Annotated in this window: 20 protein-coding genes; 10 read left to right on the top strand and 10 right to left on the bottom strand. The window is 43.5% G+C overall.

Annotation, left to right across the window (positions count from 1 at the left end; translation table 11 throughout):
* Window positions 1-54 precede the first annotated feature (54 nt).
* The 3 genes from EV690_RS11035 to pseB are packed head-to-tail and all read right to left on the bottom strand — an operon-like array spanning window position 55 to window position 2630.
* Window positions 55-462 (bottom strand): hypothetical protein, encoded by a 408-nt coding sequence (locus tag EV690_RS11035; protein WP_131913053.1) that lies wholly within the window; start codon window positions 460-462, stop codon window positions 55-57.
* A 7-nt stretch (window positions 463-469) separates the two neighbouring features.
* The gene (gene pseC, locus EV690_RS11030; protein ID WP_131913052.1) at window positions 470-1645 is read right to left on the bottom strand and encodes a UDP-4-amino-4,6-dideoxy-N-acetyl-beta-L-altrosamine transaminase; all 1176 of its coding nucleotides are present in this window, start codon (window positions 1643-1645) and stop codon (window positions 470-472) included.
* Window position 1646: 1 nt separating this feature from the next.
* Window positions 1647-2630 carry a UDP-N-acetylglucosamine 4,6-dehydratase (inverting) gene (gene pseB, locus EV690_RS11025; protein WP_131913051.1) on the bottom strand — a complete coding sequence of 328 codons (984 nt, stop codon included), beginning with the start codon at window positions 2628-2630 and terminating at the stop codon, window positions 1647-1649.
* Between the two features lie 353 nt (window positions 2631-2983).
* Between pseB and EV690_RS11020 the strand changes: the two genes are divergently transcribed.
* The 5 genes from EV690_RS11020 (at window position 2984) to pseI (ending at window position 9630) form a co-directional block, all read left to right on the top strand.
* Window positions 2984-4453, top strand: coding sequence for a sigma-54 dependent transcriptional regulator (locus EV690_RS11020; protein WP_131913050.1), 1470 nt, complete (start codon window positions 2984-2986; stop codon window positions 4451-4453).
* Between the two features lie 109 nt (window positions 4454-4562).
* Window positions 4563-5603 carry a sensor histidine kinase gene (locus tag EV690_RS11015; RefSeq protein ID WP_131913049.1) on the top strand — a complete coding sequence of 347 codons (1041 nt, stop codon included), beginning with the start codon at window positions 4563-4565 and terminating at the stop codon, window positions 5601-5603.
* Window positions 5600-6970 (top strand): sigma-54-dependent transcriptional regulator, encoded by a 1371-nt coding sequence (locus EV690_RS11010; RefSeq protein WP_131913048.1) that lies wholly within the window; start codon window positions 5600-5602, stop codon window positions 6968-6970. The genes EV690_RS11015 and EV690_RS11010 overlap by 4 nt, the downstream gene beginning before the upstream one ends.
* 241 nt (window positions 6971-7211) lie before the next feature.
* Window positions 7212-8507 (top strand): NRAMP family divalent metal transporter, encoded by a 1296-nt coding sequence (locus EV690_RS11005; RefSeq protein WP_131913047.1) that lies wholly within the window; start codon window positions 7212-7214, stop codon window positions 8505-8507.
* Between the two features lie 85 nt (window positions 8508-8592).
* The gene (pseI, locus tag EV690_RS11000) at window positions 8593-9630 is read left to right on the top strand and encodes a pseudaminic acid synthase (protein ID WP_131913046.1); all 1038 of its coding nucleotides are present in this window, start codon (window positions 8593-8595) and stop codon (window positions 9628-9630) included.
* Window positions 9631-9694: 64 nt separating this feature from the next.
* On the opposite strand, the gene yfbR is transcribed toward pseI, so the two are convergent.
* A complete protein-coding gene (gene yfbR / locus EV690_RS10995; RefSeq protein ID WP_131913130.1) occupies window positions 9695-10294 on the bottom strand; it encodes a 5'-deoxynucleotidase in 600 nt (199 codons plus the stop codon).
* 9 nt (window positions 10295-10303) lie between these two features.
* Window positions 10304-11521 (bottom strand): pyridoxal phosphate-dependent aminotransferase, encoded by a 1218-nt coding sequence (locus EV690_RS10990; RefSeq protein WP_131913045.1) that lies wholly within the window; start codon window positions 11519-11521, stop codon window positions 10304-10306.
* A 174-nt stretch (window positions 11522-11695) separates the two neighbouring features.
* Between EV690_RS10990 and EV690_RS10985 the strand changes: the two genes are divergently transcribed.
* Complete coding sequence (locus EV690_RS10985; RefSeq protein WP_131913044.1) at window positions 11696-12673, top strand: LysR substrate-binding domain-containing protein; 978 nt, start codon at window positions 11696-11698, stop codon at window positions 12671-12673.
* On the opposite strand, the gene EV690_RS10980 is transcribed toward EV690_RS10985, so the two are convergent.
* A complete protein-coding gene (locus EV690_RS10980) occupies window positions 12641-12994 on the bottom strand; it encodes a DUF3802 family protein (RefSeq protein ID WP_131913043.1) in 354 nt (117 codons plus the stop codon). The two genes, EV690_RS10985 and EV690_RS10980, sit on opposite strands and share 33 nt — an antisense overlap.
* Window positions 12995-13534: 540 nt before the next feature.
* On the opposite strand from EV690_RS10980, the gene EV690_RS10975 reads away from it, so the two are divergent.
* The gene (locus tag EV690_RS10975) at window positions 13535-15070 is read left to right on the top strand and encodes a methyl-accepting chemotaxis protein (protein ID WP_131913042.1); all 1536 of its coding nucleotides are present in this window, start codon (window positions 13535-13537) and stop codon (window positions 15068-15070) included.
* Window positions 15071-15095: 25 nt separating this feature from the next.
* On the opposite strand, the gene yfaE is transcribed toward EV690_RS10975, so the two are convergent.
* From yfaE to ubiG, 4 genes are all read right to left on the bottom strand, one after another.
* Complete coding sequence (yfaE, locus tag EV690_RS10970; protein ID WP_131913041.1) at window positions 15096-15380, bottom strand: class I ribonucleotide reductase maintenance protein YfaE; 285 nt, start codon at window positions 15378-15380, stop codon at window positions 15096-15098.
* Window positions 15380-16510 (bottom strand): class Ia ribonucleoside-diphosphate reductase subunit beta, encoded by a 1131-nt coding sequence (nrdB, locus tag EV690_RS10965; protein ID WP_131913040.1) that lies wholly within the window; start codon window positions 16508-16510, stop codon window positions 15380-15382. Before nrdB ends, yfaE begins: the two co-directional genes overlap by 1 nt.
* Before the next feature lie 15 nt (window positions 16511-16525).
* Window positions 16526-18799 carry a class 1a ribonucleoside-diphosphate reductase subunit alpha gene (gene nrdA, locus EV690_RS10960; RefSeq protein WP_131913039.1) on the bottom strand — a complete coding sequence of 758 codons (2274 nt, stop codon included), beginning with the start codon at window positions 18797-18799 and terminating at the stop codon, window positions 16526-16528.
* Window positions 18800-19091: 292 nt separating this feature from the next.
* On the bottom strand, window positions 19092-19802 hold the full coding sequence (gene ubiG / locus EV690_RS10955; RefSeq protein ID WP_131913038.1) for a bifunctional 2-polyprenyl-6-hydroxyphenol methylase/3-demethylubiquinol 3-O-methyltransferase UbiG: 711 nt from the start codon (window positions 19800-19802) through the stop codon (window positions 19092-19094).
* A gap of 258 nt (window positions 19803-20060) precedes the next feature.
* Here ubiG and gyrA point away from each other — a divergent pair, with 258 nt between their 5' ends.
* The 3 genes from gyrA to aroA all read left to right on the top strand — a co-directional run bounded on the left by gyrA (window position 20061) and on the right by aroA (window position 25393).
* Entirely contained in the window at window positions 20061-22721 is a 2661-nt protein-coding gene (gene gyrA, locus EV690_RS10950; RefSeq protein ID WP_131913037.1) for a DNA topoisomerase (ATP-hydrolyzing) subunit A, read from the top strand.
* 209 nt (window positions 22722-22930) lie between these two features.
* A complete protein-coding gene (gene serC, locus EV690_RS10945; protein WP_131913036.1) occupies window positions 22931-24016 on the top strand; it encodes a 3-phosphoserine/phosphohydroxythreonine transaminase in 1086 nt (361 codons plus the stop codon).
* A 78-nt stretch (window positions 24017-24094) separates the two neighbouring features.
* Window positions 24095-25393: a 3-phosphoshikimate 1-carboxyvinyltransferase gene (gene aroA, locus EV690_RS10940; protein WP_131913035.1), complete on the top strand. Its 1299-nt coding sequence runs from the start codon at window positions 24095-24097 to the stop codon at window positions 25391-25393.
* Window positions 25394-25477 lie beyond the last annotated feature (84 nt).

Below are 25477 nucleotides of genomic sequence, written 5' to 3'. Positions count from 1 at the left end.
CAAAACCTTTACTGTTTATGGTGTTAAGTTTTACCTGCCAAGTTAGGCTTACTGTTATTGATCGGTCGATGTTGGGTATTGTTCGGCAATTTTGTCAAAATAATGAACCAGAGAATATTGCTCTTGCCCCATCAGATACAGGTAGACAATGCCTGGGAACGCATAACTGTATGGATCATTAATAATAAATGTTTGTGGCGGTTCATCCCCCTGTTTTTCCTGATGAAACCAATGACCACCATAATTTTCAATAAAAATCTCGCCAATGTACGCCCCAAAAATGTAGGAAAGCGTGAATAGGTGTTTATCGCTGAGCGTTTCATTGCGCAGTTGATCCAGTATTTGTTGGACTGTCTCAATACTTTTGATACTGCCATCGAGATCGATTTGTTGTTCTTTAGCAAAGGCGACGGCATCAAGGGCCGAGGCTTGCATCAATTCTTTAATATTTGCGGAGTCCATGGCTTCCTCAATTTGCTAGTTGCAGGTATGGGCGAAGTGTTTGCTCAATTACCTTAATAATACGTTTTTGCTCGTCAATACTCAAAGTTGGATAGACTGGTAGCGAAAGCGCTTGCTGATAATGAGCCTCTGCTCCGGGATATTCATTAAACTCAGTTGAATTGAGTTTTCGATAATAAGGTTGCCGGTAAATTGGAATATAGTGTAGTTGACAGAAGATGTGATCTTCTGCCAGAGCCTGATAGATCTTCTGACGGATGTTTTTGTCAGCGCATTGGATCAAAGCGAGATGATAGGCCGAACAGCTGTTAGCGGTTATCTGCTGCATGTGCAACAGTCCATGATTAGCAAAGGCTTGTTCATAGCGTTCGATAATGGCTCGGCGCTCTTGCAAAAAACTATCAATTCGGTGTAGTTGTGCAATACCTAAAGCGGCTTGCAGATCACTTAACCGATAATTGTATCCCAGTGTGTGCTGTTCATAATACCAAGGCGCGGGATCTGGATGAGACCAGTCGTCTATATCTTTGCTGATCCCATGGCTGGCAAATTGGCGCAATTGCTTCGCTAATTTGGGATCTTTACAAGTCACCATACCACCTTCGGCGGTTGTAATAGTTTTTACTGGGTGAAAACTGAATACACAGCAATCGCTGTAACGGCAATTCCCAACGGGTTCATTGTGATAAGTGCTACCTAAAGCGTGACAAGCATCCTCGATGATTGCAATGGAGTGGGCTTGGCATAATTGTGCAATGGCACGCATGTCACAACTGTTTCCCCCCATATGGACCACAATCAATGCCTTTGGCAAATGCTCCGTATGAGCGAGCATTTTTTCCAGTGCCTTGATGCTTATGTTGCCAGTCATTGGATCAATATCTACAAATCGCACGTTTGCGAGGCAGTAGCGGGCGCAGTTAGCACTAGCTACAAAGCTCACCGCCGATACCCAGACTTCATCTCCTTGGGTGATTCCTAGTCCCATACAAGCCAAATGCAGTCCGGCGGTGCCATTGCTACAAGCAACTGCATATGGTGCCTCGACATAGTTTGCTAAATCGCGCTCAAAGCGTCCGACATAAGGTCCCTGTGTGAGTAAATTGCTATGGAGCACTTCACATACGGCATCAATATCGCGTTGATCAATGGTTTGTTTGCCATAATAAATTGCTTTTGCCATGTTAATAATCACGGATTTGGTTAACAGATAAAAAGTCTGGGTTATCTAGCGAGTTATAAGAAAACCCAATGTCAACCTGCTTGCCTCGTTGCTGGCAGGCATTCACCTGAAAATTGTTTTGGCGGCTATTAAACGATATAGATGGGGCAATTAAAAAATGGTCCTCAAATTCGTAGGTATGATATGAGTCATCTGCTGGGACCATCACTTCATGTAGTTTTTCTCCAGGGCGAATACCAATCACATGGGTGTGTAGCTCGGGAGCGAGTGCTTTGGCCAAGTCAATAATGCGTACGGATGGAATTTTGGGGACAAAAATCTCACCGCCGTGCATGCGCTGGAAATTGTCAATGACAAATTGCACACCTTGCTCAAGCGTAATCCAAAAGCGTGTCATATCTTCATGAGTAATTGGCAATGAGGTTTCCCCATTGGCAATTAATTTTTTAAAAAATGGCACCACTGAACCACGCGAGCCAACGACATTACCATAACGAACAACACTAAAGCTGGTTTGGATCGCACCGACCATATTGTTAGCTGCTACAAATAACTTATCACTGGCAAGTTTAGTCGCCCCATAGAGATTAATCGGGTTAGCTGCTTTATCGGTTGATAGTGCGATGACTTTGTGTACCTGATTGGCGAGTGCGGCGTGAATAACGTTTTCTGCTCCACTGATATTAGTTTTAATACATTCCATTGGATTGTATTCGGCAGCCGGAACCTGCTTAAGTGCGGCTGCATGGACAACGTAGTCAATGCCACGCATAGCCGTAGTAATACGTTCGCGGTCACGGACATCACCAATAAAGTAACGCATACAGCTTTGCGGAAAGATTTGCTGCATCTCAAATTGTTTGAGCTCATCGCGTGAGTAGATTACGATTCGTTTGGGGTGATAATCACTGAGCAGTTTTTTTACAAATTTCTGGCCAAAAGAACCGGTTCCGCCGGTAATTAATATCTGCTTGTCATTAAACATGCTAGCTGTCCTAAACTCTATGTAGTGGCTCGGTTAACCAGGCGCTATCTTAGCACTATTTATGGGTTATGCATGGCATAGCTCAATGGAGTCATCCGAGTGCTATTTTTTTAAGCAGATTTTGTGCCTATTTGCAAATAACGTGATGGTAAACACCTGAAATACTATTTATAGCTTAAAATTACGTAAAATATTTAACAGTATGAATCAAATATAGTTTTTTTGAGATCAATATATGTGTCATTATTTTGTCGGTACACACAGCAAATACTTGCTATATTTTGACGCGTGATTAGAATTTGTGAGTCTGGCAGGGACTAACAATAATGAATTAGTTTGTACTCGAGGCAAGAATGGATTTAGGGAAGACAATTTTAGTCTGTGATTCTAATCAGCATCGTTCAAATGCGCTACTCACAGTACTACAGTTTATTGGTGAACAAAGTCGCTGTTGCCAGCAAGATGAACTATCGACAATGCTTGCACAGTCTACTAATCCTATTCTAATTGCTGACGGTAAACTTTCCCAACTGAGTTCACTGGTCAACGAAAATCCACTTGTGCCAATGATGGTTATAGGCCCGGATGAAATTGAATGTTTGCATGGACGCAGTAACTATTTGGGGGTTATCCGTGAGCCTTTTGGCTATGATCAACTCACACGGCTACTTCACCGGGCGCAAACATTCCTAGCCCAGCTTCCTCGTCCCAGTAAATCTGCAGTGAAACTTTCTCGCGATCTAGTTGGTAAAGGGATTGCGATGCAAGAGATTCGCCATCTAATTGACCAGGTTGCTCATACCAGTGCCAATGTTTTGATTTTAGGCGAGTCTGGAACAGGTAAAGAGGTTGTTGCTCGAGCTGTGCATGAACAGTCCTCATGCAGTGATGGCCCATTTGTTCCGATTAACTGTGGCGCAATTCCTGCGGAGTTGTTAGAGAGCGAGTTATTTGGTCATGAAAAAGGGGCTTTTACCGGAGCTTTTGCTTCACGAAAAGGGCGCTTTGAACTCGCTGAAGGTGGAACGCTATTTTTAGATGAAATAGGCGATATGCCGATGCCTATGCAGGTTAAATTGTTACGGGTTTTGCAAGAGCGGGTTTTTGAACGGGTCGGTAGCAGTAAGATTATCAAAGCAGATGTGCGGATTATTGCCGCGACTCACCGTAACTTAGAGGCGATGATCAGCGATGGTAATTTCCGCGAAGATTTGTTTTATCGGCTCAATGTTTTCCCAATTGAAGTTCCTTCTTTGCGTGAGCGTAGTGATGATATTCCCATTTTATTGCAGGAGTTGGTGACGCGTCATTCTCAGCAGCATCAGGCTATGATCCGCTTTACCCAGCGAAGTGTTGAATCACTGATGTTACATGGCTGGCCGGGGAATATTCGAGAACTATCAAATTTGGTAGAGCGGCTGGTGATTCTTCATCCTAACCAGATAGTCGATGTTGGTGATCTGCCGCCGAAGTATCGCCATATCGATGGGGATGATTTTGAACCTAATGTTGCTGATTTGCTGACAGAGCGCGATGCGTTGATGGCGATGTTTTCAGAGACAAATGATGATTCATCGTCTGCTCTGGCCTCTATTGCCGGGATGGAGAATGAACCGTCTAGGTTGGATGCTAGCAGTTTAGCCTGTCGATTGCCGGATGAGGGGATTAATCTCAAGGATGTGCTCAGTGAAATTGAGGTTGACTTGATTCGGCAAGCACTGGAGCAACAGGATGGTGTGGTGGCTAGAGCCGCTGAACAGTTAAAAATGCGTCGTACTACACTTGTTGAAAAGATGAAAAAATACCAATTAACTAAAGATTAAATATATTAAATTTCAATTAATTAGGTTATAAAACCTTTGCCTTATTAATTTGGCACACTATTTGAATGTCCTGATGTAAAGTACAGATTTTTGACACAGGACACGCGTTGTGAAATCACCACTTCGTCAGTCGTTTTCTGAACATCAGCTGGCACAGGTCTTTGATGTTTTGCCTTCAGGATTGCTGTTGCTCGATCAACGAGGCTATATTGCGAAAGCGAATCCAGCTGCACAAACTTTATTTGGCGTTAAGCTCGAAGGCGAGCGCTGGTCAAAAATAGCGTTAGAGTTGTTTGTGCCGCAAGCGGACGATGGCCATGAACTTTCTTTACCGGACGGGCGGCGTGTCCAGTTGACTTTGGCTACGTTGCTAGACTCGGATAGTCAGCTCATTATGCTAACTGATGTAACTGCCACACGCCAGTTACAAGCGTCGATGGCTCGTTTAGAAAAGCTTTCTGCTCTTGGTCGTATGGTCGCATCGCTGGCTCATCAAATCCGAACCCCCCTTTCGGCGGCAATGCTTTATGGTTCCAATTTGTCCAATGAAAATCTACCCGAGAATGCGCGTAGCCGTTTTCAAGCGAAGATGATGGCTCGATTGGCGGATTTAGAAAATCAGGTCAATGATATGTTGTTGTTTGCTCGCAATGGCGAACAGCCCATTGCTGAGCAACTCTCAGTGGTACATCTACTTATGCAAATGAAAAGCGCGATCGAAGTTAAATTAGTTCAGCGCCAATTACATTTAGATATTGGTTATTGCGAGCCAGACGTCATCATTCTGGCAAACAGTAACAGTTTGGTTTCTGCGTTGACGAACCTAATCGATAATGCAGCTCATGTGAGTAAACCTGGTGATGCAATTGGCTTGTATGCCCGAACCGATGGTGAGCGGGTCCAGATTTCAGTAGTGGATAGTGGCCCAGGAATTACTGAAGAGATTAAAGAGCAATTATTCGAACCTTTTGTCACTACCAAACAAAATGGCACTGGGCTGGGGTTGGCAGTGGTTAAATCGGTCATTAAGGCACATAACGGTGAAATTGCAGTTGATTCGCGTCCCGGTCAAGGTTGTTGTTTTACTGCGACATTACCGGTGCATCAAATCTGTCAACAATCTCAAGTTGTAGGAGGCTTAAGCGAATGAGTCAGTCACGAATTTTAGTCGTTGAAGATGATTCAGGGTTACGCGAGGCCCTGATTGATACACTTCTCATTGCCGGTTATCAGTGTGAAGAAGCTCAAAGTGGTGAGCAAGCGTTGATATTGCTGGGTGAACAGGATATTGACTTGGTTGTCAGTGATGTGCAGATGGATGGTATTAGTGGTTTGGATCTCTTGCAAAGCATTAAGGCGAAATATCCTAATTTACCCGTTCTGTTGATGACTGCATATGCACGTATTGATTCAGCGGTTCAAGCGATACGTCAAGGGGCGATCGATTATATAGCCAAACCATTTTCGCCAGAGGTTTTACTCAATCAAGTTGGACGTTATGCTCCTGCTCAAAAAGTTGAGACCTGTCAGCCGATATATGGTGATCCAAGCACCGAACAACTGTTGTTGCTCGCCGATAAGGTCGCTAAAACAGATGCATCTGTGATGATTTGTGGTCCAAGTGGTGCTGGTAAAGAGGTCTTAGCCCGTTATATTCACGATAATTCGCAACGTAGTGAGCAGCCCTTTGTCGCGATTAATTGTGCGGCAATCCCTGAAAATATGCTTGAAGCAACCCTATTTGGTTATGAAAAAGGGGCTTTTACTGGGGCTGTCCAGGGGTGTCCCGGGAAATTTGAACAAGCTCAGAATGGCACTATTCTACTGGATGAAATCAGTGAGATGGATTTAGCGCTGCAGGCGAAATTGCTGCGAGTTTTGCAAGAACGAGAAGTCGAACGGTTAGGCAGTCGCAAAATGATCTCATTAAACGTTCGAGTTCTGGCCACCAGTAACCGCAATTTAAAAGACTACGTTGCAAAAGGGGATTTTCGGGAAGATTTGTATTATCGGCTCAATGTATTTCCTCTGACCTGGAAACCTCTAGCCCAGCGTATCGGGGATATTCTACCGCTGGCTCGGCATTTATTGCTTAAGCATGCTCAACATGCCGGCAGAGCGGATCTTGATTTTACATTAGCCGCTCAGCAGAAATTATTAAGTTACAGCTGGCCGGGGAATGTTCGAGAATTAGATAATGTGATTCAGCGAGCCATTATTTTGGCTACCGATCAAGTTGATGAATCTCATTTGTTGATAGAAGGAGATTTACCCAGTGTCTCATCAGTGGCTAATATGGCGAAAATTCCCACCACGCAGCCATCGGTCACTCAAGAGCAAGAAGCTCCAGCGCTGGGAAATGAGCTTAAACAACAAGAAAACCAGATTATTATTGAAATGCTTAAGAGTTGTCGCGGTAAGCGAAAAGAAGTCGCCGAACGTTTGGGAATTAGTCCTCGAACCTTACGCTATAAATTAGCACGAATGCGCGAGGAAGGAATTAAGTTGCCCGCTTAAATGAGTTAAAACGGTTGTTATATGCATAATTAATAAGTTCATTGTCCAAGAAGTATTTTAAGCCAGCTAAGCTGGCTTTTTTTTAGCAATAAAAAGTTGCCTTGAACTATTAAATAAGTAGCAAAACATAACTTTTTTAAAGTATATTGATTGAATCAATTGAGATCGAAGCGACCTTGTTTAAATAACTTATTTATTTTGACATGGTTATTTAGTTCTATCATTCACGCAGGGTTATACCATGGAGAATACAATCGCGCAGGGAGGTGCAACAGCAAATTCGCGCCTGATTTTAGCACTGAAGGCCCTTGGGCCCGGTATTTTAATGGCAACTGCAGCGATTGGTGGGAGTCATTTGGTGGCGTCCACTCAAGCAGGGGCAAGGTTCGGTTGGCAATTAGCTATATTGATTATTGCTGCGAATGTTTTTAAATATCCATTTTTCCGTGCAGGAGTTGCTTATACGATGGCAACTGATGAGAGCCTTTTAAAAGGTTATTTGCGTATGGGAAAAGGTTATTTATATTTAAGTTGGATTATTAATTTTTTCTCTTCCATGGTCAGTTCCGCTGCATTAATTATGTTTGCAGCGAGTCTGTTAGGTTATTTTTTACCAATAAAACTATCAATGGCTGTCTTAAGTGGTATTGTTTTAGTGATATCGTTAGCCATTATCGTGGCTGGACAGTTTTCGCTGCTTAATAAGGTTTCTAAATTTATTATGTTGGCGTTAACTATAGCGACTGTGGGGGCGTTAATTATTGCGATAGCCAATGGCCCTGTTGCTCCTGCTGCGTATCATTCCCCATCGCCTTGGCAGCTGGCAACCATCGGTTTTTTGGTGATCACGATGGGGTGGATGCCAATGCCTATCGAAATGTCATGTATTAGTTCATTATGGTTGGTTAAACAGCGCCGCAGCCAAGTTGTAACCCGTAATAGTGCGTTGTTCGATTTTAATCTTGGATATATTTTAACGGCTATTCTGGCCTTGGTATTTTTAGCGCTTGGTGCATTGGTCTTGCGTGGTAGTGGAACTGATTTTGCCACCAGCGGGGTTGGATTTACCCATCAATTGGTCAGTATCTATGCTCAGACGATCGGCTCATGGTCTCGGTATTTGATTGCTATGATCGCCTTTTTCTGTATTTTTGGTTCGGTGATTACCGTCATGGATGGTTATGCTCGTATGTTAAATGAATCGATTCGTCTCGTTGTCGATAAAGATACGGATGACAATGATTCTAGCCAACGTTATGAGCGTTATGGAAGTTACTGGGTGATCTTCATTGGTCTTAGTGGCTATGCGATTATTTTGTTGTTCCATTCTGCCTTGCTTGTGATGCTGGGATTCGCTATGACGATGGCATTTACGACAACGCCAGTATTCGCTTGGTTAAACCATCGTTTGTTAAGCAGTGATAAAGTACCGCAACAATTACGACCCACTTGGGTTGGGCAATTGGTCAATTATGCTGGATTAATTTATCTGTTTGCTTTTTTACTATTATTTATTTGGTGGAAATGGCTTATGTAAACTGAATGGAAGCCGATAGTGATCAAGGGCGCTAGATAAGGCGCTCTTTTTGTTATGATTTAAATTGTTAGCGCAGGACTAGAGTATGAATTCACTAAACCGAGAAATGATTATTGATGGCAAAGTGATTGGGAGACAACAGCCAGTGTATATCATTGCTGAAATGTCGACTAACCATGGTGGTTCTTTAACTCGGGCTAAAGAAATTATTCATGCTGCAGCTGAATGTGGGGCTGATGCTATTAAGCTGCAAACTTATACTGCAGATACCCTGACGCTCAATAGTTCATTGCCACATTTTCAGCTTACCGATGGATTATGGGCAGGCCAGTCGCTTTATGAGCTCTATGAAAAGGTTGCCATGCCGTGGGAGTGGCATCAACCGCTGCTAGAGGAAGCTCAAAAGGCTAATATTACGTTGTTTTCCTCGCCATTTGACCGATCTGCTGTCGAATTCTTAGAGCAGCTGGATGTTCCTGCCTATAAAATTGCCTCGGCAGAGATTATCGAAGTGGAATTAATTGAAGCCGTTGCGGCAACTGGTAAGCCCGTGATTATCTCTACAGGTGGTGCCGCTATTGGCGATATTCAACGGGCCATTAATATTATGAAAGCACATGATAATCCTAATTTATGCCTGTTAAAATGTACGAGTGCTTATCCAGCCCCATATGATTCTATGAACTTAACCACGATTGCTCATTTAGCTCAGTGGAGTGGTTGTCCGGTGGGGCTATCGGATCACTCTCTGGGTATTAGTGTCCCTGTCACGGCTGTTGCTCTTGGGGCTTGTGTCATTGAAAAACACTTCATGCTAGACAAATCGCATGATACAGCTGATCAGGCGTTCTCTCTCGACCCAAGTGAGTTTGCACAGATGGTGCAATCAGTGCGTCAGGCTGCTATGGCGATTGGTCAGGTTGATTATCCGTCGACTACCCGGATGCAACGGGCTATTTATGCCAAATGTGATATGCCTGCTGGTACTATTTTATCACGAGAAAATATACGAACTGCTCGCCCCGGAGGCACGATTGCGCCGCGCCATTTTAATGACCTGTTGGGGCGTGTTCTACGTCAGAATATAAAAGCAGGTGAATGTTTGCGTTGGGAGATGATTTAGGGCAATAAAGGCTCTAAACATTATCAATGCTAATGCTTAAAGCCTGATATCGAGCGCGGTGTAATTAACGCAGCTCATCCAGTGGTAACTGCATACTGGGTATAAATGTTTGAATAAAATAATCCAAAGGCGGTCGGGAACGTTCAGTTAAAGTTTGCTCAAGTTTTTTACGAGCACTGGCAAATTCCTGATTGCCTCCCGCTAACTCTTCTAAACATTTGATATAGGCGCACAACACATCGGCATCTTTAACAATGTCTTCGTATTTTTGGTTTTTCGCTGGCGTGAGTAGTAGCGATGTAAACTCATCTTTGAGCTCATCAGGTAGCATTTCCAAGAGTCGTTGCTCTGCTTTGGATTCCAGCTCTTTATAAGCATCGCGTAGGGCGACACTGGCATATTTTACGGGAGTTGGTAGATCGCCAGTAAATACTTCACTGCTATCGTGGTAGAGAGCCATTAAAGAGGCTTGGCCTGGATCTAATGCTCCGGCAAATAGTTTATTTTCAATGACCACTAAAATATGAGTGACTAGAGCAACCATTAAACTATGCTCAGCGACATTCTCACGAAATTGATTGCGCATTAATGGCCATCGTTCGATGAGCCTCATTCTGGCCATTTGAGCCAGAAAGTGGCTTGTTACAGGTTTATGATTACTCATCATTTAATACTATGCTTGGCGATAACTTGATAAAAAGTGTTCCAATCGGTCGATTGCATCTTTGAGATCTCTTTGCCGAGGCAGGAATACAACTCGGAAGTGATCGGGTTGATGCCAATTAAATCCCGTTCCTTGAACGATGAGTATCTTCTCTTTCATGAGTAAATCCAAGGCAAACTGCTGGTCATCATGAATATTGAATTTTTTAGCATCGAGTTTGGGGAACAGGTACATCGCGCCCTGGGGTTTTACGCAGCTCACGCCGTCGATGGCGTTAAGCATCTCCCAAGCGAGGTTGCGTTGTTCATATAATCTTCCACCTGGGGCAACTAGATCGTTAATCGTCTGATAGCCCCCTAATGCCGTTTGTATTGCGTGTTGCATGGGGACATTGGCACATAAACGCATTGACGCGAGAATATCGAGTCCCGCTATAAAATCTTTAGCTTTATTTTTAGCGCCACTGACCATCATCCAGCCAGAGCGAAAACCACAAATGCGGTATGCTTTAGATAGTCCATTGAAAGTCAGCGTCAACAGATCATCACTTAAGGTTGATAGTGGAATATGTTGCGCTTGGTCATAGATAATTTTTGAGTAGATTTCATCGGCAAAAATAACCAGATTGTGTTCTCTGGCAACCTGAACAATCTGTTCAAGGAGTTCACGGCTATAAACAGCGCCAGTTGGATTGTTCGGATTAATGACGACAATTCCTTTGGTGCGGGAAGTGATTTTTGATTTGATGTCGTCGATATCTGGGAACCAATCTGATTGTTCATCACAAAGATAATGTACTGCTCTGCCGCCAGCTAAGGTGACAGCTGCTGTCCACAGCGGATAATCTGGTGAAGGTACTAACATTTCATCACCGTTATTGAGCAACGCCTGAACTGACATGACGATCATTTCGCTTACGCCGTTGCCCAGATAGATATCATCGACCGTTACACTGCGCAATCCCATCGCTTGATAATGTTGCATGACGGCTTTACGCGCCGAATAGAGCCCTTTTGAGTCGCTGTAACCTTGTGCCGTTGGTAAGTTCCGAATGACGTCGACTAATATTTCTTCAGGGGCTTCAAATCCGAATGGCGCCGGGTTGCCGATATTTAATTTAAGGATCCGTTGCCCTTCGTCTTCTAATCGTTTGGCTTGTTCCAGTACTGGACCGCGAATATCGTAACAGACGGAATCGAGTTTGGTTGATTTTTCAATTAGCTGCATGAGTGAATCAAATGTTAATATAGTTATAAATGTAAGTCATATTAATGCGCGATTTGGTGATGCTTGCAAGTATCTCACTAAGTTTTAGTATTAAATTCTATAGTTACAGAATCTTTAAATAAAAAATAAAGAATTACAGAATATAATCATGTTCCGGTGGAGTTAATTTATTTGATGTTAGAACTTAAGCACTTAAAAACGCTGCTGGCGTTGCGTGAATCACAAACATTAGTAGATGCTGCGGCCTGCTTATGTCTAACTCAATCGGCTTTGTCGCATCAGTTGAAATTATTAGAAAAACAAATTGGTGCCCAGCTATTTATCCGCAAAAGTAAACCGCTTCGCTTTACCATTGCGGGTCTACGGTTATTGGAACTAGCCGATTTAGTTCTGCCACAATTTGAACAAGCTGAGCGGGATTTAACACGTTTGGTTGCAGGACAATCTGGGCGATTGCATCTGGCGATTGAGTGTCATAGTTGTTTTAACTGGTTGATGCCTGCCATTGATATCTACCGGGGACTATGGCCCGATGTAGCGCTTGATTTTTCCTCTGGATTTAGCTTTGAGCCGCTACCTGAACTAGCGCATGGGGATCTCGATTTAGTATTAACCACCGATCCATTAGCAATTCCAGGGATTCATTACCAAGCATTGTTTGCTTATCAGCCGATGTTGGCTGTATCAGTGGATCATCCGCTGGCCAATAAAGAGGTGATAGAGCCAGAGGATTTTATGGATCAAACTTTAATTAGCTATCCGGTTAAAAGTTCTCGGCTTGATCTGTTTAACTTGTTTCTAGAGCCTGCAGGGGTGATGCCAAAGGCGATTCGTCAAGTGGATATGACGATGATGATGATGCAACTGGTAGCGAGTGATTTAGGCGTGGCTGTATTACCGAATTGGGCTTTAAATGAATATGTTGATAAAGGGTTTGTAGTTGCCAGAGCGTTAGGCGATGGTCAGCTCTGGCAGCAGTTATATGTTGCCATGCGGGACAAAGATCGACAAGCCAGCCATTTACGTGCTTTTTTGCAAATTGCCCGGCAGAGTTGCTTTGAGCATTTAAGTGGCATTCGGCCACCAGATGAAGATGCTGATATTCTTTCAAGCCCAGTTTTATTGAATCGGATCGATAGCGTAAATAGCTGAGTCAAAAAGATTCTTAATCAAGCCAATAAACTCATCTAAAAATTCTGATTGCTCCTTTGTTGGAGCACTGTTCCAAACGCTTGAGAGTACTTCTTGCAAGTCGTTGACGACTGAATCACTTTCGCGAATAACTTTAAAGCGGGCTTCTGTGCTTAATTGCGGGTGTTGCTGACAAACCGCCATGACACTCTCAGCAACTTTATCCGTAGTATATTCACCGATAGTATCGTTCATACAGGCTTGTCCGGGATGTTCAAATACCGATAAATGCTCGGTCAGATACTGAATCAGCTGGATATAGCCTTCACCATTGGTAACCATATTAATCTCACTTTACTACTATTATTCGCTTAATCACTTAATGTACATTAAGTATAAGCAAACTTCATTCTTATGGGTAATTTACTCTGTGAGTTAAACGCACTCTAGAGCTTTTCTTGTGTTACTTGCTTTATGGCTAGGGACTGTTGACCTTTCGTGATTAGTTTTGCAGAAATCTGAGAGGGATTTAGGCAAGGCAAACGTTGTGCCGTGTCGTTATTCTCCACAAAGAACGTTTAACGCTGGATAAATTCCTCTCAGATACTGCCCTTGGGATTCATTTAAACGCATCCTGAACTTTGTTGCCCCCCGCTTGCTTAACTCATTAAGCGATGCAGGGTGCGCCGCGTTCAAAATGCGTTTAATTTGAACAAAATTCAACCACCAAAGGTCAACAGTCCCTAGAGACAGATGCAGAAAAAATAATTTAATTGCACAAAAATATGCGTTCAGTGAGCTAACGTCTAAACTCTAATATGCACAGTAAAGCCGTTGTTTGGTGCTTTTAATAATAGAGATCTCTAATAGAAGGTCAAAGGAATGGGACACAGAAATCAAACGATTATCGATGAAGAAGTGACTTTTGGTGAAGATGAAGAGCTTGTTTCAACGACTGACTTACGTGGTGTAGTGACCTATGCCAATGAATCTTTTTGTCGGGTTGCAGGGTATACCGTGGAGGAAATGGTAGGGAAGAACCACAATATCGTGCGACATCCTGATATGCCAAAAGCTGCATTTAAGGATTTGTGGGATAAGTTAAAAGCTGGCAAACATTGGCGCGGGGCCGTTAAAAACCGCTGTAAAGATGGCCGTTATTATTGGGTTGATGCCTTTGTGACCCCCATTTACGAAAATGAACAGCTGATCGGTTATCAGTCGGTTAGAACTCGTCTGAAAGCTGAATATCGTTCTCGAGCTGAACATATTTATAGCCAGTTAAATCACAATAAGGCGATTGAAAAATGGTATGAAAATCCTATTTGGAGGCATTTATTATTTGTGGTGGGCTCGATAGCTTTGCTATTGGCAACCTCTGAACACCACCTCTATGCGCTAGGTGAAGTAGTACTACCATTTATTATCTATTATCCAGAACTGATTAAATCTTCGCGCTATTTTAAGGCGTTACGCCAACATTATGATAGTCCATCGCGTTGGGTTTATTGTGGTAAAGCTCAAAAATCAATTAGTGATTTTCACACCCTGATTTATAAAGGACGATTGAGAACGGCTATTGGGCGTGTGCTAGACAGCACGAGACCGTTGCATCGAGCTAGTCAAAGTCTGTTACAAACGGTGCGTAAGGCCCGAGATGCTGTTTCTGGACAAAATAAAGATCTGCACCAAGTATCAACGGCAATGGATGAGATGGCGCAGACGATTCATGATATTGCGGGGAATACCCTGAATACGACTGAACGGGTGGATCAGGCTCGACAATTTTGTGAACAGGCTAGTTCGCGAATGAATAAAGCGAATGGTTTGATCTCATCTTTGGCGCAGGAGGTTTCTAATTCAGCAGAGGCTGCTGTTGAGTTAACTCGTGAAACCGAGAGTATTGGCAGTATTATGCAGGAAATTCAAGGGATTGCTGAGCAGACTAATTTGTTGGCTTTAAATGCAGCAATTGAAGCGGCTCGAGCTGGAGAACAAGGGCGAGGATTTGCTGTCGTTGCTGATGAAGTTCGAGCACTTTCTCAGCGCACTCACAAAGCAACCGAGCAGATTGAGTCATCGATTCAGCAGATGCAGACGATGGTTAAATCGTGGACGCAGACGATGCAAGATAGTAATAAGTCGGCAGCCGAATGTGTCAGCCATACTCAGGAAACAGAGGAAGCGGTCGGGACGGTTCTGGAAATGGTCAGTGAAATAGCTAATTTAGCGGCGCAAATTTCAACAGCAGCCGAGCAGCAAAATGCAGTTGCTCAGGAAGTGAATCGTAATATTTCCAATATCAATCAAGCGGCAGAAGTGAATATGCAACAGATTGAAAATGTTGAAAATATTAGCTCTGACATAGATACTCGGGCCGATAGATTGTCATCGCTGGCTAAAACATTTGGTCGTTAAATTATCCAATAACCAGCCAGACTGCTTATTCAGGCAGTTTGGCTGTGGATTCTATTTCATTAAGACTGATAGAGGCTTGGCCATCTTCGTCTAAATAAGCGCAACACAACAGCACTTCATCCTCTTCGCAATAAGCCAAAGGTGGGGTAGGGTATTTGACTGCTCCTGCGTTGAGTCGTTGACGACAAGCACCGCAAAAGCCATTGCGGCACTGATATTCAACTGCAATTTTAGCCTGTTCAGCCGCTTCCAGAAGGCTCTGGCCGCGGCGAACGGGGATCTGACGCTGGCCAATTTTTAAAATGGCCATTACAGTTCAAAATCTCCCAAGTCATTATTGTCTAACGATGAATCAATTTGACCGACTAAGTAGGAGCTGATTTCAGCCTCTTGAGGAGCAACTTGCACGTTGTCTGATACAAGCCAAGTATTAATCCATGGAATTGGGTTGGACTTGGTTTCATATACATTGGGTAATCCCAACGCTTGCATCCGGATATTACTGATATATTCAACATACTGACAGAGAATATCTTTATTAAGACCAATCATTGAGCCATCTTTGAATAGATATTCAGCCCACTCTTTTTCTTGTTCAGCTGCTTTTTTAAATAGATCAAATGATTCTTGTTGGCACTCTTGTGCGACCTCTGCCATTTCTGGATCATCCTTGCCATCGCGCATGAGATTGAGCATGTGCTGAGTGCCAGTTAAATGCAGTGCCTCATCACGGGCAATCAAACGAATGATTTTTGCATTGCCTTCCATGAGTTCCCGTTCGGCAAAGGCAAAAGAGCAGGCAAAGCTGACATAAAAGCGTATCGCCTCAAGTGCATTGACCGCCATTAGGCACAGATATAGCTTTTTCTTGAGCTCCCGTAAGCTAATGGTTATCTTTTTCCCCTGAATCTGATGGGTCCCTTCACCATATAAATTATAGCGTTGTGAGCTTTCAATTAAGTCGTTGTAATAACAGGCAATATCTTCAGCACGATGCAAAATATGCTCGTTCACCATAATCTCATCGAATACTTCACCGGGGTCTTTGACCACATTACGGATAATGTGAGTGTAAGAGCGCGAGTGAATAGTCTCGCTAAACGACCATGTCTCGATCCAGGTTTCAAGCTCTGGAATTGATACCAGTGGTAAAAGCGCGACATTTGGTGAACGGCCCTGAATACTATCCAATAGTGTCTGATATTTCAGATTACTTAAAAAGATATGCTGCTCATGAGCCGGCAGTTTCTGAAAATCAATCCTATCCTGTGATACGTCAACTTCTTCTGGTCGCCAGAAAAAACTTAATTGTTTTTCAATTAGGCGCTCAAAAATAGGATGGCGCTGTTGGTCATAGCGAGCCACATTAACGGGCTCGCCAAAAAACATATTTTGTTTCGTCGCATCTAGCTGATGCTGAGGAAAAATAGAATAGCTCATTGTGATTATCCTGGATTAAATTTTACATGCTCCACCGGCACAATCGTCTGCACCCATATCTTGTTGTTCATCAGCTGCCCCATCACGGGTGTTATGATAATAAAGGGTCTTAACGCCGAGTTTATAAGCTGTTAACAGATCTTTGAGTAATACCTTCATTGGGACGCGACCCCCATCAAAACGGGCTGGATCGTAGTTGGTGTTTGCAGAAATCGATTGATCAATGAATTTTTGCATAATACCAACCAGTTGCAGATAACCATCGTTTGATGGCATATCCCATAGCAGCTCGTAGTTATCTTTGAGCGCAATCATATCTGGGACGACCTGTTTTAAGATCCCGTTTTTGCTGGCTTTGACACTGACATAACCTCGGGGTGGTTCAATACCATTGGTCGCATTTGAGATCTGACTTGATGTTTCTGAAGGCATCAAAGCTGATAGTGTTGAGTTACGCAAGCCATATGTTTTTATGTCTTCGCGTAGTGTTTCCCAGTCGTAATGCAGTGGTTCCTGACAGATTCCATCTAAATCTTTTTTGTAGGTATCAATCGGTAAGATACCTTCAGCATACTTCGTTTCATTAAATGCTGGACAAGCCCCGTGCTCTTTAGCAAGGTTTAAAGAGGCTTTGAGCATCCAGTACTGAATGGCTTCAAACGTTTTATGAGTGAGCTTATTCGCACTACCATCTGAATAACGAACCCCATTTTTTGCTAGATAATAAGCGTAGTTAATGACGCCAATACCTAATGTCCGGCGATTCATGGTACTTTTTCTGGCTGCAGGAAGTGGATAATCCTGATAGTCCAATAAACTGTCCAGTGCGCGAACGGCTAAGTCGGCTAAGTCTTCAAGCTCATCAAGGTTTTCTAGTGCGCCTAAGTTAAATGCAGAGAGTGTACATAATGCGATCTCGCCGTTTTCATCGTAAACATGTTCCAACGGTTTGGTCGGCAATGCAATTTCCATACATAGGTTTGATTGACGTACGGGCGCCACTTTCGGATCAAACGGGCTATGCGTGTTACAGTGATCCACGTTTTGAATATAGATGCGTCCAGTTGAGGCGCGTTCTTGCATCAACAGTGAGAATAACTCTGATGCTTTAATTGATTTTTGACGGATATTGGGATCCTGTTCATATTTTTGATATAAACGGTCAAATTCGTCCTGATCGTCAAAGAAAGATTCATAAAGTCCAGGGACATCGCTTGGCGAAAATAACGTAATATTTTGGCCTTTAATGAGACGTTGATACATGGTTTTGTTCAGTTGCACACCATAGTCCATATGGCGAACACGGTTCTCTTCAACACCACGGTTGTTCTTCAAAACGAGCAGCGACTCAACTTCGAGGTGCCAGAACGGATAGAACATGGTCGCAGCCCCACCACGTACACCACCTTGTGAACAGCACTTAACCGCGGTTTGAAAATATTTATAAAATGGAATACATCCCGTATGGAACGCTTCTCCACCACGAATCGTGCTGCCTAGTGCTCTAATTCGACCTGCATTAATACCAATCCCAGCCCGTTGAGATACATAAGTGACAATGCTTGATGCAGTTGCATTAATCGATGCCAGACTATCGTCAGATTCAATTAAGACACAAGAGCTGAACTGACGAGTTGGCGTGCGTACGCCAGACATAATTGGGGTGGGTAATGAAATTTTAAACGTAGAGATGGCATCATAAAAACGCTTGATATAATCCATCCGTTGCGCTTTGTCATAATGGCTGAACAAGCACGCTGCAACTAAGATATAAAGAAACTGAGCACTTTCGAAGATTTCACCGCTCACACGGTTTTGCACCAGATATTTGCCTTCAAGCTGTTTAACCGCAGCATAAGAAAAGTTCATATCACGCCAGTGATCTAACATATCGTCCATCTGGGCGAACTCTTCTGGTGTGTAGTCTTCTAGCAGATGGCGATCATAGTGGCCCAATTGACACTGTTTGACGACCTGGTCATATAATTTGGGTGGCTCAAACTGACCATACGCTTTTTTACGCAGATGGAAAATCGCCAAGCGAGCCGCTAGATATTGATAATCCGGTGCATCAGTACTAATTAAATCTGCAGCAGCTTTAATAATGGTTTCATGGATATCGTTGGTACGGATACCATCATAAAATTGAATGTGAGAACGCAATTCGACTTGTGAAACAGAAACATTTTCAAGCCCTTCCGCTGCCCAAGTTATGACGCGGTGAATTTTATCAAGATCAATTGGTTCTTTTTTACCACTGCGTTTGGTCACCAGAAGATTAGTATTCATAGTTATAAGCCACCTTAATCGGGATCGGGGTATATCGTATGTTAGATGAAGAAAACACTATATGTAGTGCTTAGCTATAGAATGACTACAAGATAGTGAGGTTTTATCCAATATGCAAGTCATGAAAAAGGGGATAGGTTGTGGATAACTAAGTGATGTAAGTGACTACTTACAAAAGTTGCCAGAGTGTAATTAAAGTTATCAATTTGCAACCCCTTGGAGAAAAATATTGAATTATTTCTGGTGGTTCATTTCGCCACCAGAAATTGATTTAATTATTGGCAATTGTGAATCAAATGTCGGGCTTGCTTAAGTGCACCATATAATTGACACTAACGTCGCGACTGAGTTTATAAATATCTACAAAAGGGATGACTCGAACCCCCGTCAGATGTTTAGTTTCAAAGCCTACTACATCACACCAACCGAGGAGTTCAGAGGGCTTGATAAACTTATTGTATTGATGGGTTCCCTGGGGGACTAACTTCAGTAATTTCTCGGCGGCCACTAGCATTAGCAAGTACGATTTGGGATTACGGTTGACGGTCGATAAAAACAGCTGTCCACCGGGTTTAAGCATGGTATAAAGTGCTTGTAATACCGATGCCGGTTCTGGGACATGTTCTAGCATCTCCATGCAGGTAATGACATCAAAACTAGCTGGATGCTCCAGCGCAAAGTTTTCGGCACTGACTTGGTGGTAGTCAATTTCAACCTGCGACTCCAATGCATGTAATCGGGCGACTTCAATTTGTGCCTGTCCCATATCTAGTGCTGTGACTTGAGCACCTCGTTTGGCCATACTTTCACTGAGAATCCCACCGCCACAGCCAACATCTAAGATCTGTTTATCAAACAACCCCGCGCTATGAGTTTCGATAAACTCCAGTCGCAGCGGATTTATCTGATGAAGCGTCTTAAAATCACCGTCTTCATCCCACCATTGGGATGCTAAAGAGGCAAATTTGTCAATTTCGGTTTGATCCACATTGTCGTAAGTCATGGTTTCTCTTTGACAGGCAAAATTTGACTCTAGTATAAAGTCCATGCTCGATGTTGACGAATCATTTCTGTCATTATGGGAATGGATGATATTGCTGAAATTAAAAGCTGAGTAATTTTTGTCCACTTTGGATATGTAATGGAATATGTTGCACTAAAAGCTTTGTTTTGTTTTCCGGCTTATTCGAGTTTGTGGTAAAATTTGCGCTTCACTGCACTATTTGCAGCTAAGCGTTAAAAAATAGGGATTCTTTCTTCTATGAGCGATCTTGCCAAAGAGATTACACCCGTAAAAATCGAAGATGAGCTAAAAACATCTTATCTTGATTATGCGATGAGTGTAATTGTCGGCCGGGCATTACCAGATGTTCGTGACGGCTTGAAACCCGTGCATCGACGCGTATTGTTCGCGATGAATGTGTTGGGTAATGACTGGAATAAACCATATAAAAAATCGGCTCGTGTAGTGGGGGATGTGATTGGTAAATACCACCCTCATGGTGATACTGCTGTTTACGACACTATTGTTCGTATGGCTCAGCCTTTCTCATTGCGTTATACCTTAGTCGATGGACAAGGGAACTTCGGTTCTGTAGACGGTGATTCGGCCGCAGCAATGCGTTATACCGAAATTCGGATGGCGAAAATTGCTCATTCTTTGTTAGCCGATCTCGATAAAGAAACCGTCGATTTCATCCCCAACTACGATGATACCGAACATGTCCCTGAAGTTTTACCTACCCGTATTCCCAACCTGCTAGTTAACGGTGCTTCGGGGATTGCGGTTGGGATGGCGACGAATATTCCGCCACATAACTTGACCGAAGTGATCAACGGTTGTTTGGCGATGATCGAAAATCCAGATATCGATGTCGATGGCCTGATGGAATATATTCCAGGTCCGGATTTTCCAACTGCTGGCATTATCAATGGCCGTGCAGGCATTATTCAGGCCTACCGTACGGGTCGAGGGAAAGTATCTATCCGTGCCAAAGCGGATATCGAAACCGATTCTCATGGACGTGACACCATTATCGTCAATGAGATCCCTTATCAGGTCAATAAAGCTAGGCTGATCGAAAAGATTGCTGAGCTGGTCAAAGATAAGAAAGTCGAAGGTATTTCAGCACTGCGCGATGAATCCGATAAGGAAGGCATGCGCATTGTGATTGAACTTAAACGAGATGCTGTCGGTGAGGTTGTGTTAAATAACCTATATGCACTGACACAAATGCAGGTGTCTTTTGGTATGAACATGGTCGCGTTGGATCATGGTCAGCCACGGTTGCTTAACCTGCATGATATGATCGACTGCTTTCTTCGCCATCGTCGTGAAGTCGTAACTCGTCGCACCGTATACGAATTGCGTAAAGCTCGCGAACGGGCTCATGTTTTGGAAGGGTTGGCAATTGCGCTGGCCAACATTGATGAAATTATTACCTTGATTCGTCAATGCCCGACAGCTGCTGAAGCGAAAGCTGCATTGGTTGCCCGTGGTTGGGAATTGGGGATTGTTTCTGCCATGTTGGAGCGTGCAGGTGATGACGAAGCGGCTCGCCCGGAAAATCTAGCGCCAGAATATGGTGTTCGAGATGGACTATATCATTTAAGCGAAGTTCAGGCTCAAGCTATTTTAGACTTGCGTTTGCATCGGTTAACGGGCTTAGAACACGAAAAAATTCTTGAAGAATATAAAGGCCTTTTAGATCAAATTGCAGAACTTATTCTGATTTTAAGTTCGCCTGTTCGTCTGATGGAAGTGATTCGTGATGAATTTATTGAAATCCGCGAGCAGTTTGGTGATGAGCGTGCCACCCAGATCAATGCCAACAGTTCTGACTTAAGTATTGAGGATCTGATTACTGAAGAAGATGTAGTCGTTACACTCTCCAATGGTGGTTATGTAAAATATCAGCCACTGACTGATTACGAGGCACAACGCCGTGGTGGTAAAGGCAAATCAGCGACGAAGATGAAAGATGAAGATTTCATCGATCAACTGTTGATTGCGAATACCCATGACACCGTACTTTGTTTCTCAAGTATTGGTAAAGTATATTGGTTGAAAGTCTATCAGTTGCCTCAGGCCAGCCGTCAAGCACGCGGTAAACCTATCGTTAATCTGTTACCGCTTGAGGACAATGAACGGGTGACCGCCATTTTACCAGTGCGTGAATATGAAGAAGATAAGTTCATTTTCTTTGCCACAGCAGAAGGAACTGTGAAGAAAACGGCACTGTCAGCGTTTAAGCGACCGCTTTCCAGCGGAATTAAAGCGATTAACTTACACGAAGGGGATGCTTTGATTGGCGTGGCCCTGACTGATGGTAGCAACGAAATTATGTTGTTCTCAGATGCGGGTAAAGTCGTCCGCTTTAGTGAAGACCATGTTCGTTGTATGGGCCGCACGGCAGCCGGTGTGCGCGGAATTAATTTAGAGGAAGGGCAACGCGTCGTTTCGTTGATTATTCCGCAAGAAGACGTTGATATTCTCACAGCAACGGCTAATGGTTATGGTAAACGGACTTGCCAGAGTGAATATCCAACTAAAGGTCGTGCGACCAAAGGTGTTGTTTCCATTAAAGTGAATGAGCGTAATGGCGCGGTAGTTGGTGCTGTTCAAGTTCGCGTTGAGCCAGGATGTGTCGACCCTGAGACGGGGCAGGAACTCCCTGTTAAAGGCGATCAGGTCATGTTGATTACCAACGGTGGCATATTGGTTCGCATTCGTGCGGGTGATGTCTCTAAAGTTGGACGTAACACTCAAGGGGTTCGATTGATTCGAACTGCTGATGATGAACAGGTTGTTGCACTGCAACGTATTGACGAAGTCGATGAAGATGAGCAAGATAGCTTAGATGAGGCGACTGATAGTCAACCATTGCAGGAGCAACCCGATCAACCTGACGATGGTGAATAAATAATAACGATTATCGAGCGGCAACTTGCCGCTCGATTTGTTTATCCCTTTTGCATATGGTCAGCATCATTAGCAATTGTAGGCAGAAGGGAAGACTGCTGGACTTAGAGCAAAAGCTAGCAGAGACATCATTTAACCATAGAAAATAATAGTGATGATGGATTGAATGCCTTAGATTTAACTTGAAGCGGTTAATGAAGGAACGAAGCATGACAAAGATATACAACTTTTGTTCAGGTCCGGCGATGATGCCGACTGAAGTAATGACAAAAGCGCAACAAGAATTTACCAATTGGCGTGAACTCGGTGTGTCAGTGATGGAAATTAGCCATCGTAGTGCTGATTATGTGGCTATGGCTGAGGAGGCTGAACAGGATCTACGCGATCTTTTGATGATTCCAGATCATTATAAAGTTCTGTTTTGCCATGGTGGAGGACGAGGACAATTTTCTGCCGTGCCGATGAATATTCTGGGTGACCAAAAGTTAGCCAGTTATGTTACCACTGGTCACTGGTCCCGCTGTGCGCTCGATGAAGGGAAAAAATATGCATCGGCGGATGTGTTTGACGCATTATTAAAAGATGACGAAGGTAATGTCTCTGTTCGCCCAGTGAGTCAATGGCGTTATAGTCATGATTCAGCTTATCTGCATTACTGTCCGAACGAAACGATTGAAGGGGTTGCGATTCATCAAATTCCAGATGTTGATGTCCCTTTAGTGGGGGATTTCTCCTCAACACTGCTTTCTACACCTTTAGATGTGAGCAAATTCGGTATTATTTATGCGGGGGCCCAGAAAAATATCGGGCCTTCAGGTTTGACCGTTGTGATCGTTCGTGATGATTTGCTCGGTAAATCAATGCAGCATACTCCAAGTATATTTGATTATTCGATTGTGGCTAAACATGGATCTATGTTTAATACGCCACCAACGTATGCTTGGTATTTGTCTGGATTAGTTTTTAAATGGCTTAAAGAACAGGGCGGTTTGGATGCAATGGCCAAACGCAATAGCGCCAAAGCGGCTTTATTGTATAACTATATTGATCAGAGTGATTTTTATCGCAACCAGGTGGATAGTGACTATCGTTCCAAAATGAATGTGCCATTCTTCTTGGCCGATGATGAACTTAATGCAACATTCCTAGCGGAGGCTGGCAAATCTGGGCTGATGACTTTGAAAGGTCACCGCATTGTTGGCGGCATGCGTGCTAGCATTTATAATGCAATGCCTCTAGAAGGGGTTCAGGCACTGGTTGATTTCATGCAAGACTTTGAAAAACGCCACGGATAAGCAATAACGGATAAGCAATAAAAGCACCCGTTAAGGGTGCTTTATTAGATATAAAATAAAACCATGATTGAGGAATGAATGACCAAGCAATTGACCCTTCAGCCGATTGCCAGTGTAGCTGGTAAGGTTCACCTTCCAGGTTCAAAGAGTATCTCTAACCGAGCCCTTCTGTTAGCTGCAATGGCAAAAGGGACAACGACATTAACGAATCTCCTTGATAGTGATGATATTCGCCATATGCTCAAAGCATTTGAGCAGTTGGGGGTGACGGTCCGTTTAAGTGAAGATAAAACGCGTTGTGAAGTTGATGGGGTAGCGGGTGTGTTACAACCCGTGCAGGAGCACAGTGAACTATTCCTAGGAAATGCTGGGACGGCGATGCGGCCATTATGTGCAGCCTTAACGTTGTGCCAAGGTACCTTTGAACTCACGGGTGAACCGCGTATGCAAGAACGTCCCATTGGGCCATTAGTTGATGCGTTGCGGCAAAGTGGGGCGAATATCGAATATTTAAAAAATACTGGTTATCCTCCTCTTAAAATTATTGGTACGGGTCTTAATGGCGGTAAAGTTGAGATCGATGGTTCAATTTCCAGTCAATTCCTGACTGCTTTTCTGATGGCCGCACCATTAGCGGCCCAGACGACTGAAATCACGATTGTTGGTGAGTTAGTTTCCAAACCCTATATTGATATTACGCTAAAAATGATGGAACGCTTTGGTGTCAGTGTCGAAAATGATGCTTATCAGCGTTTCGTCATTCCAGCGGGGCAAAGTTATGTCAGTCCTGGGCATTTTTTAGTGGAAGGCGACGCTTCATCTGCATCATACTTCCTCGCCGCCGGAGCCATGGCCGGGGATGTGACTGTCGAAGGGGTGGGACGTTTGTCAATGCAAGGCGATACCGCCTTTGCTGATGTTTTAGAAAAGATGGGAGCTGAAATTGAATGGGGCGATGATTATATTCGTGCTCGGCATGTTCAGCCGTTGCAAGGCGTTGATTTAGATCTCAATGAGATTCCCGATGCGGCAATGACATTGGCAACTGCAGCTTTGGTGGCAAAAGGAACGACGTTAATTCGCAATGTTTATAACTGGCGAGTCAAAGAGACCGATCGATTGGCTGCGATGGCTTGCGAGCTAAATAAGTTAGGGGTAGACGTCGAAGAAGGCAATGATTACCTTAGAATTGTACCTGCTCAGCAGCTAAATTATGCAACGATAGATACCTATAACGATCATCGTATTGCCATGTGTTTTTCTCTGGTCGCATTAGCGGGTGTTGCAGTGACCATTAATGACCCAGGGTGTACCTCTAAAACATTTCCTGATTATTTTGAAAAACTGGCTCAAATAGCAAATTCAACAAATGACTGAATTGTATTGATTCGCTCAAAAAATGCTGGAAAGGTTGATGCTAGGAATCAACCTTTTTTATTAATTATTCATTAAGTTGGCGTT

It is taken from the genome of Celerinatantimonas diazotrophica (assembly GCF_004339545.1).
GTDB lineage: Bacteria > Pseudomonadota > Gammaproteobacteria > Enterobacterales > Celerinatantimonadaceae > Celerinatantimonas > Celerinatantimonas diazotrophica.
This window is presented reverse-complemented; position numbering and strand designations above follow the sequence as displayed.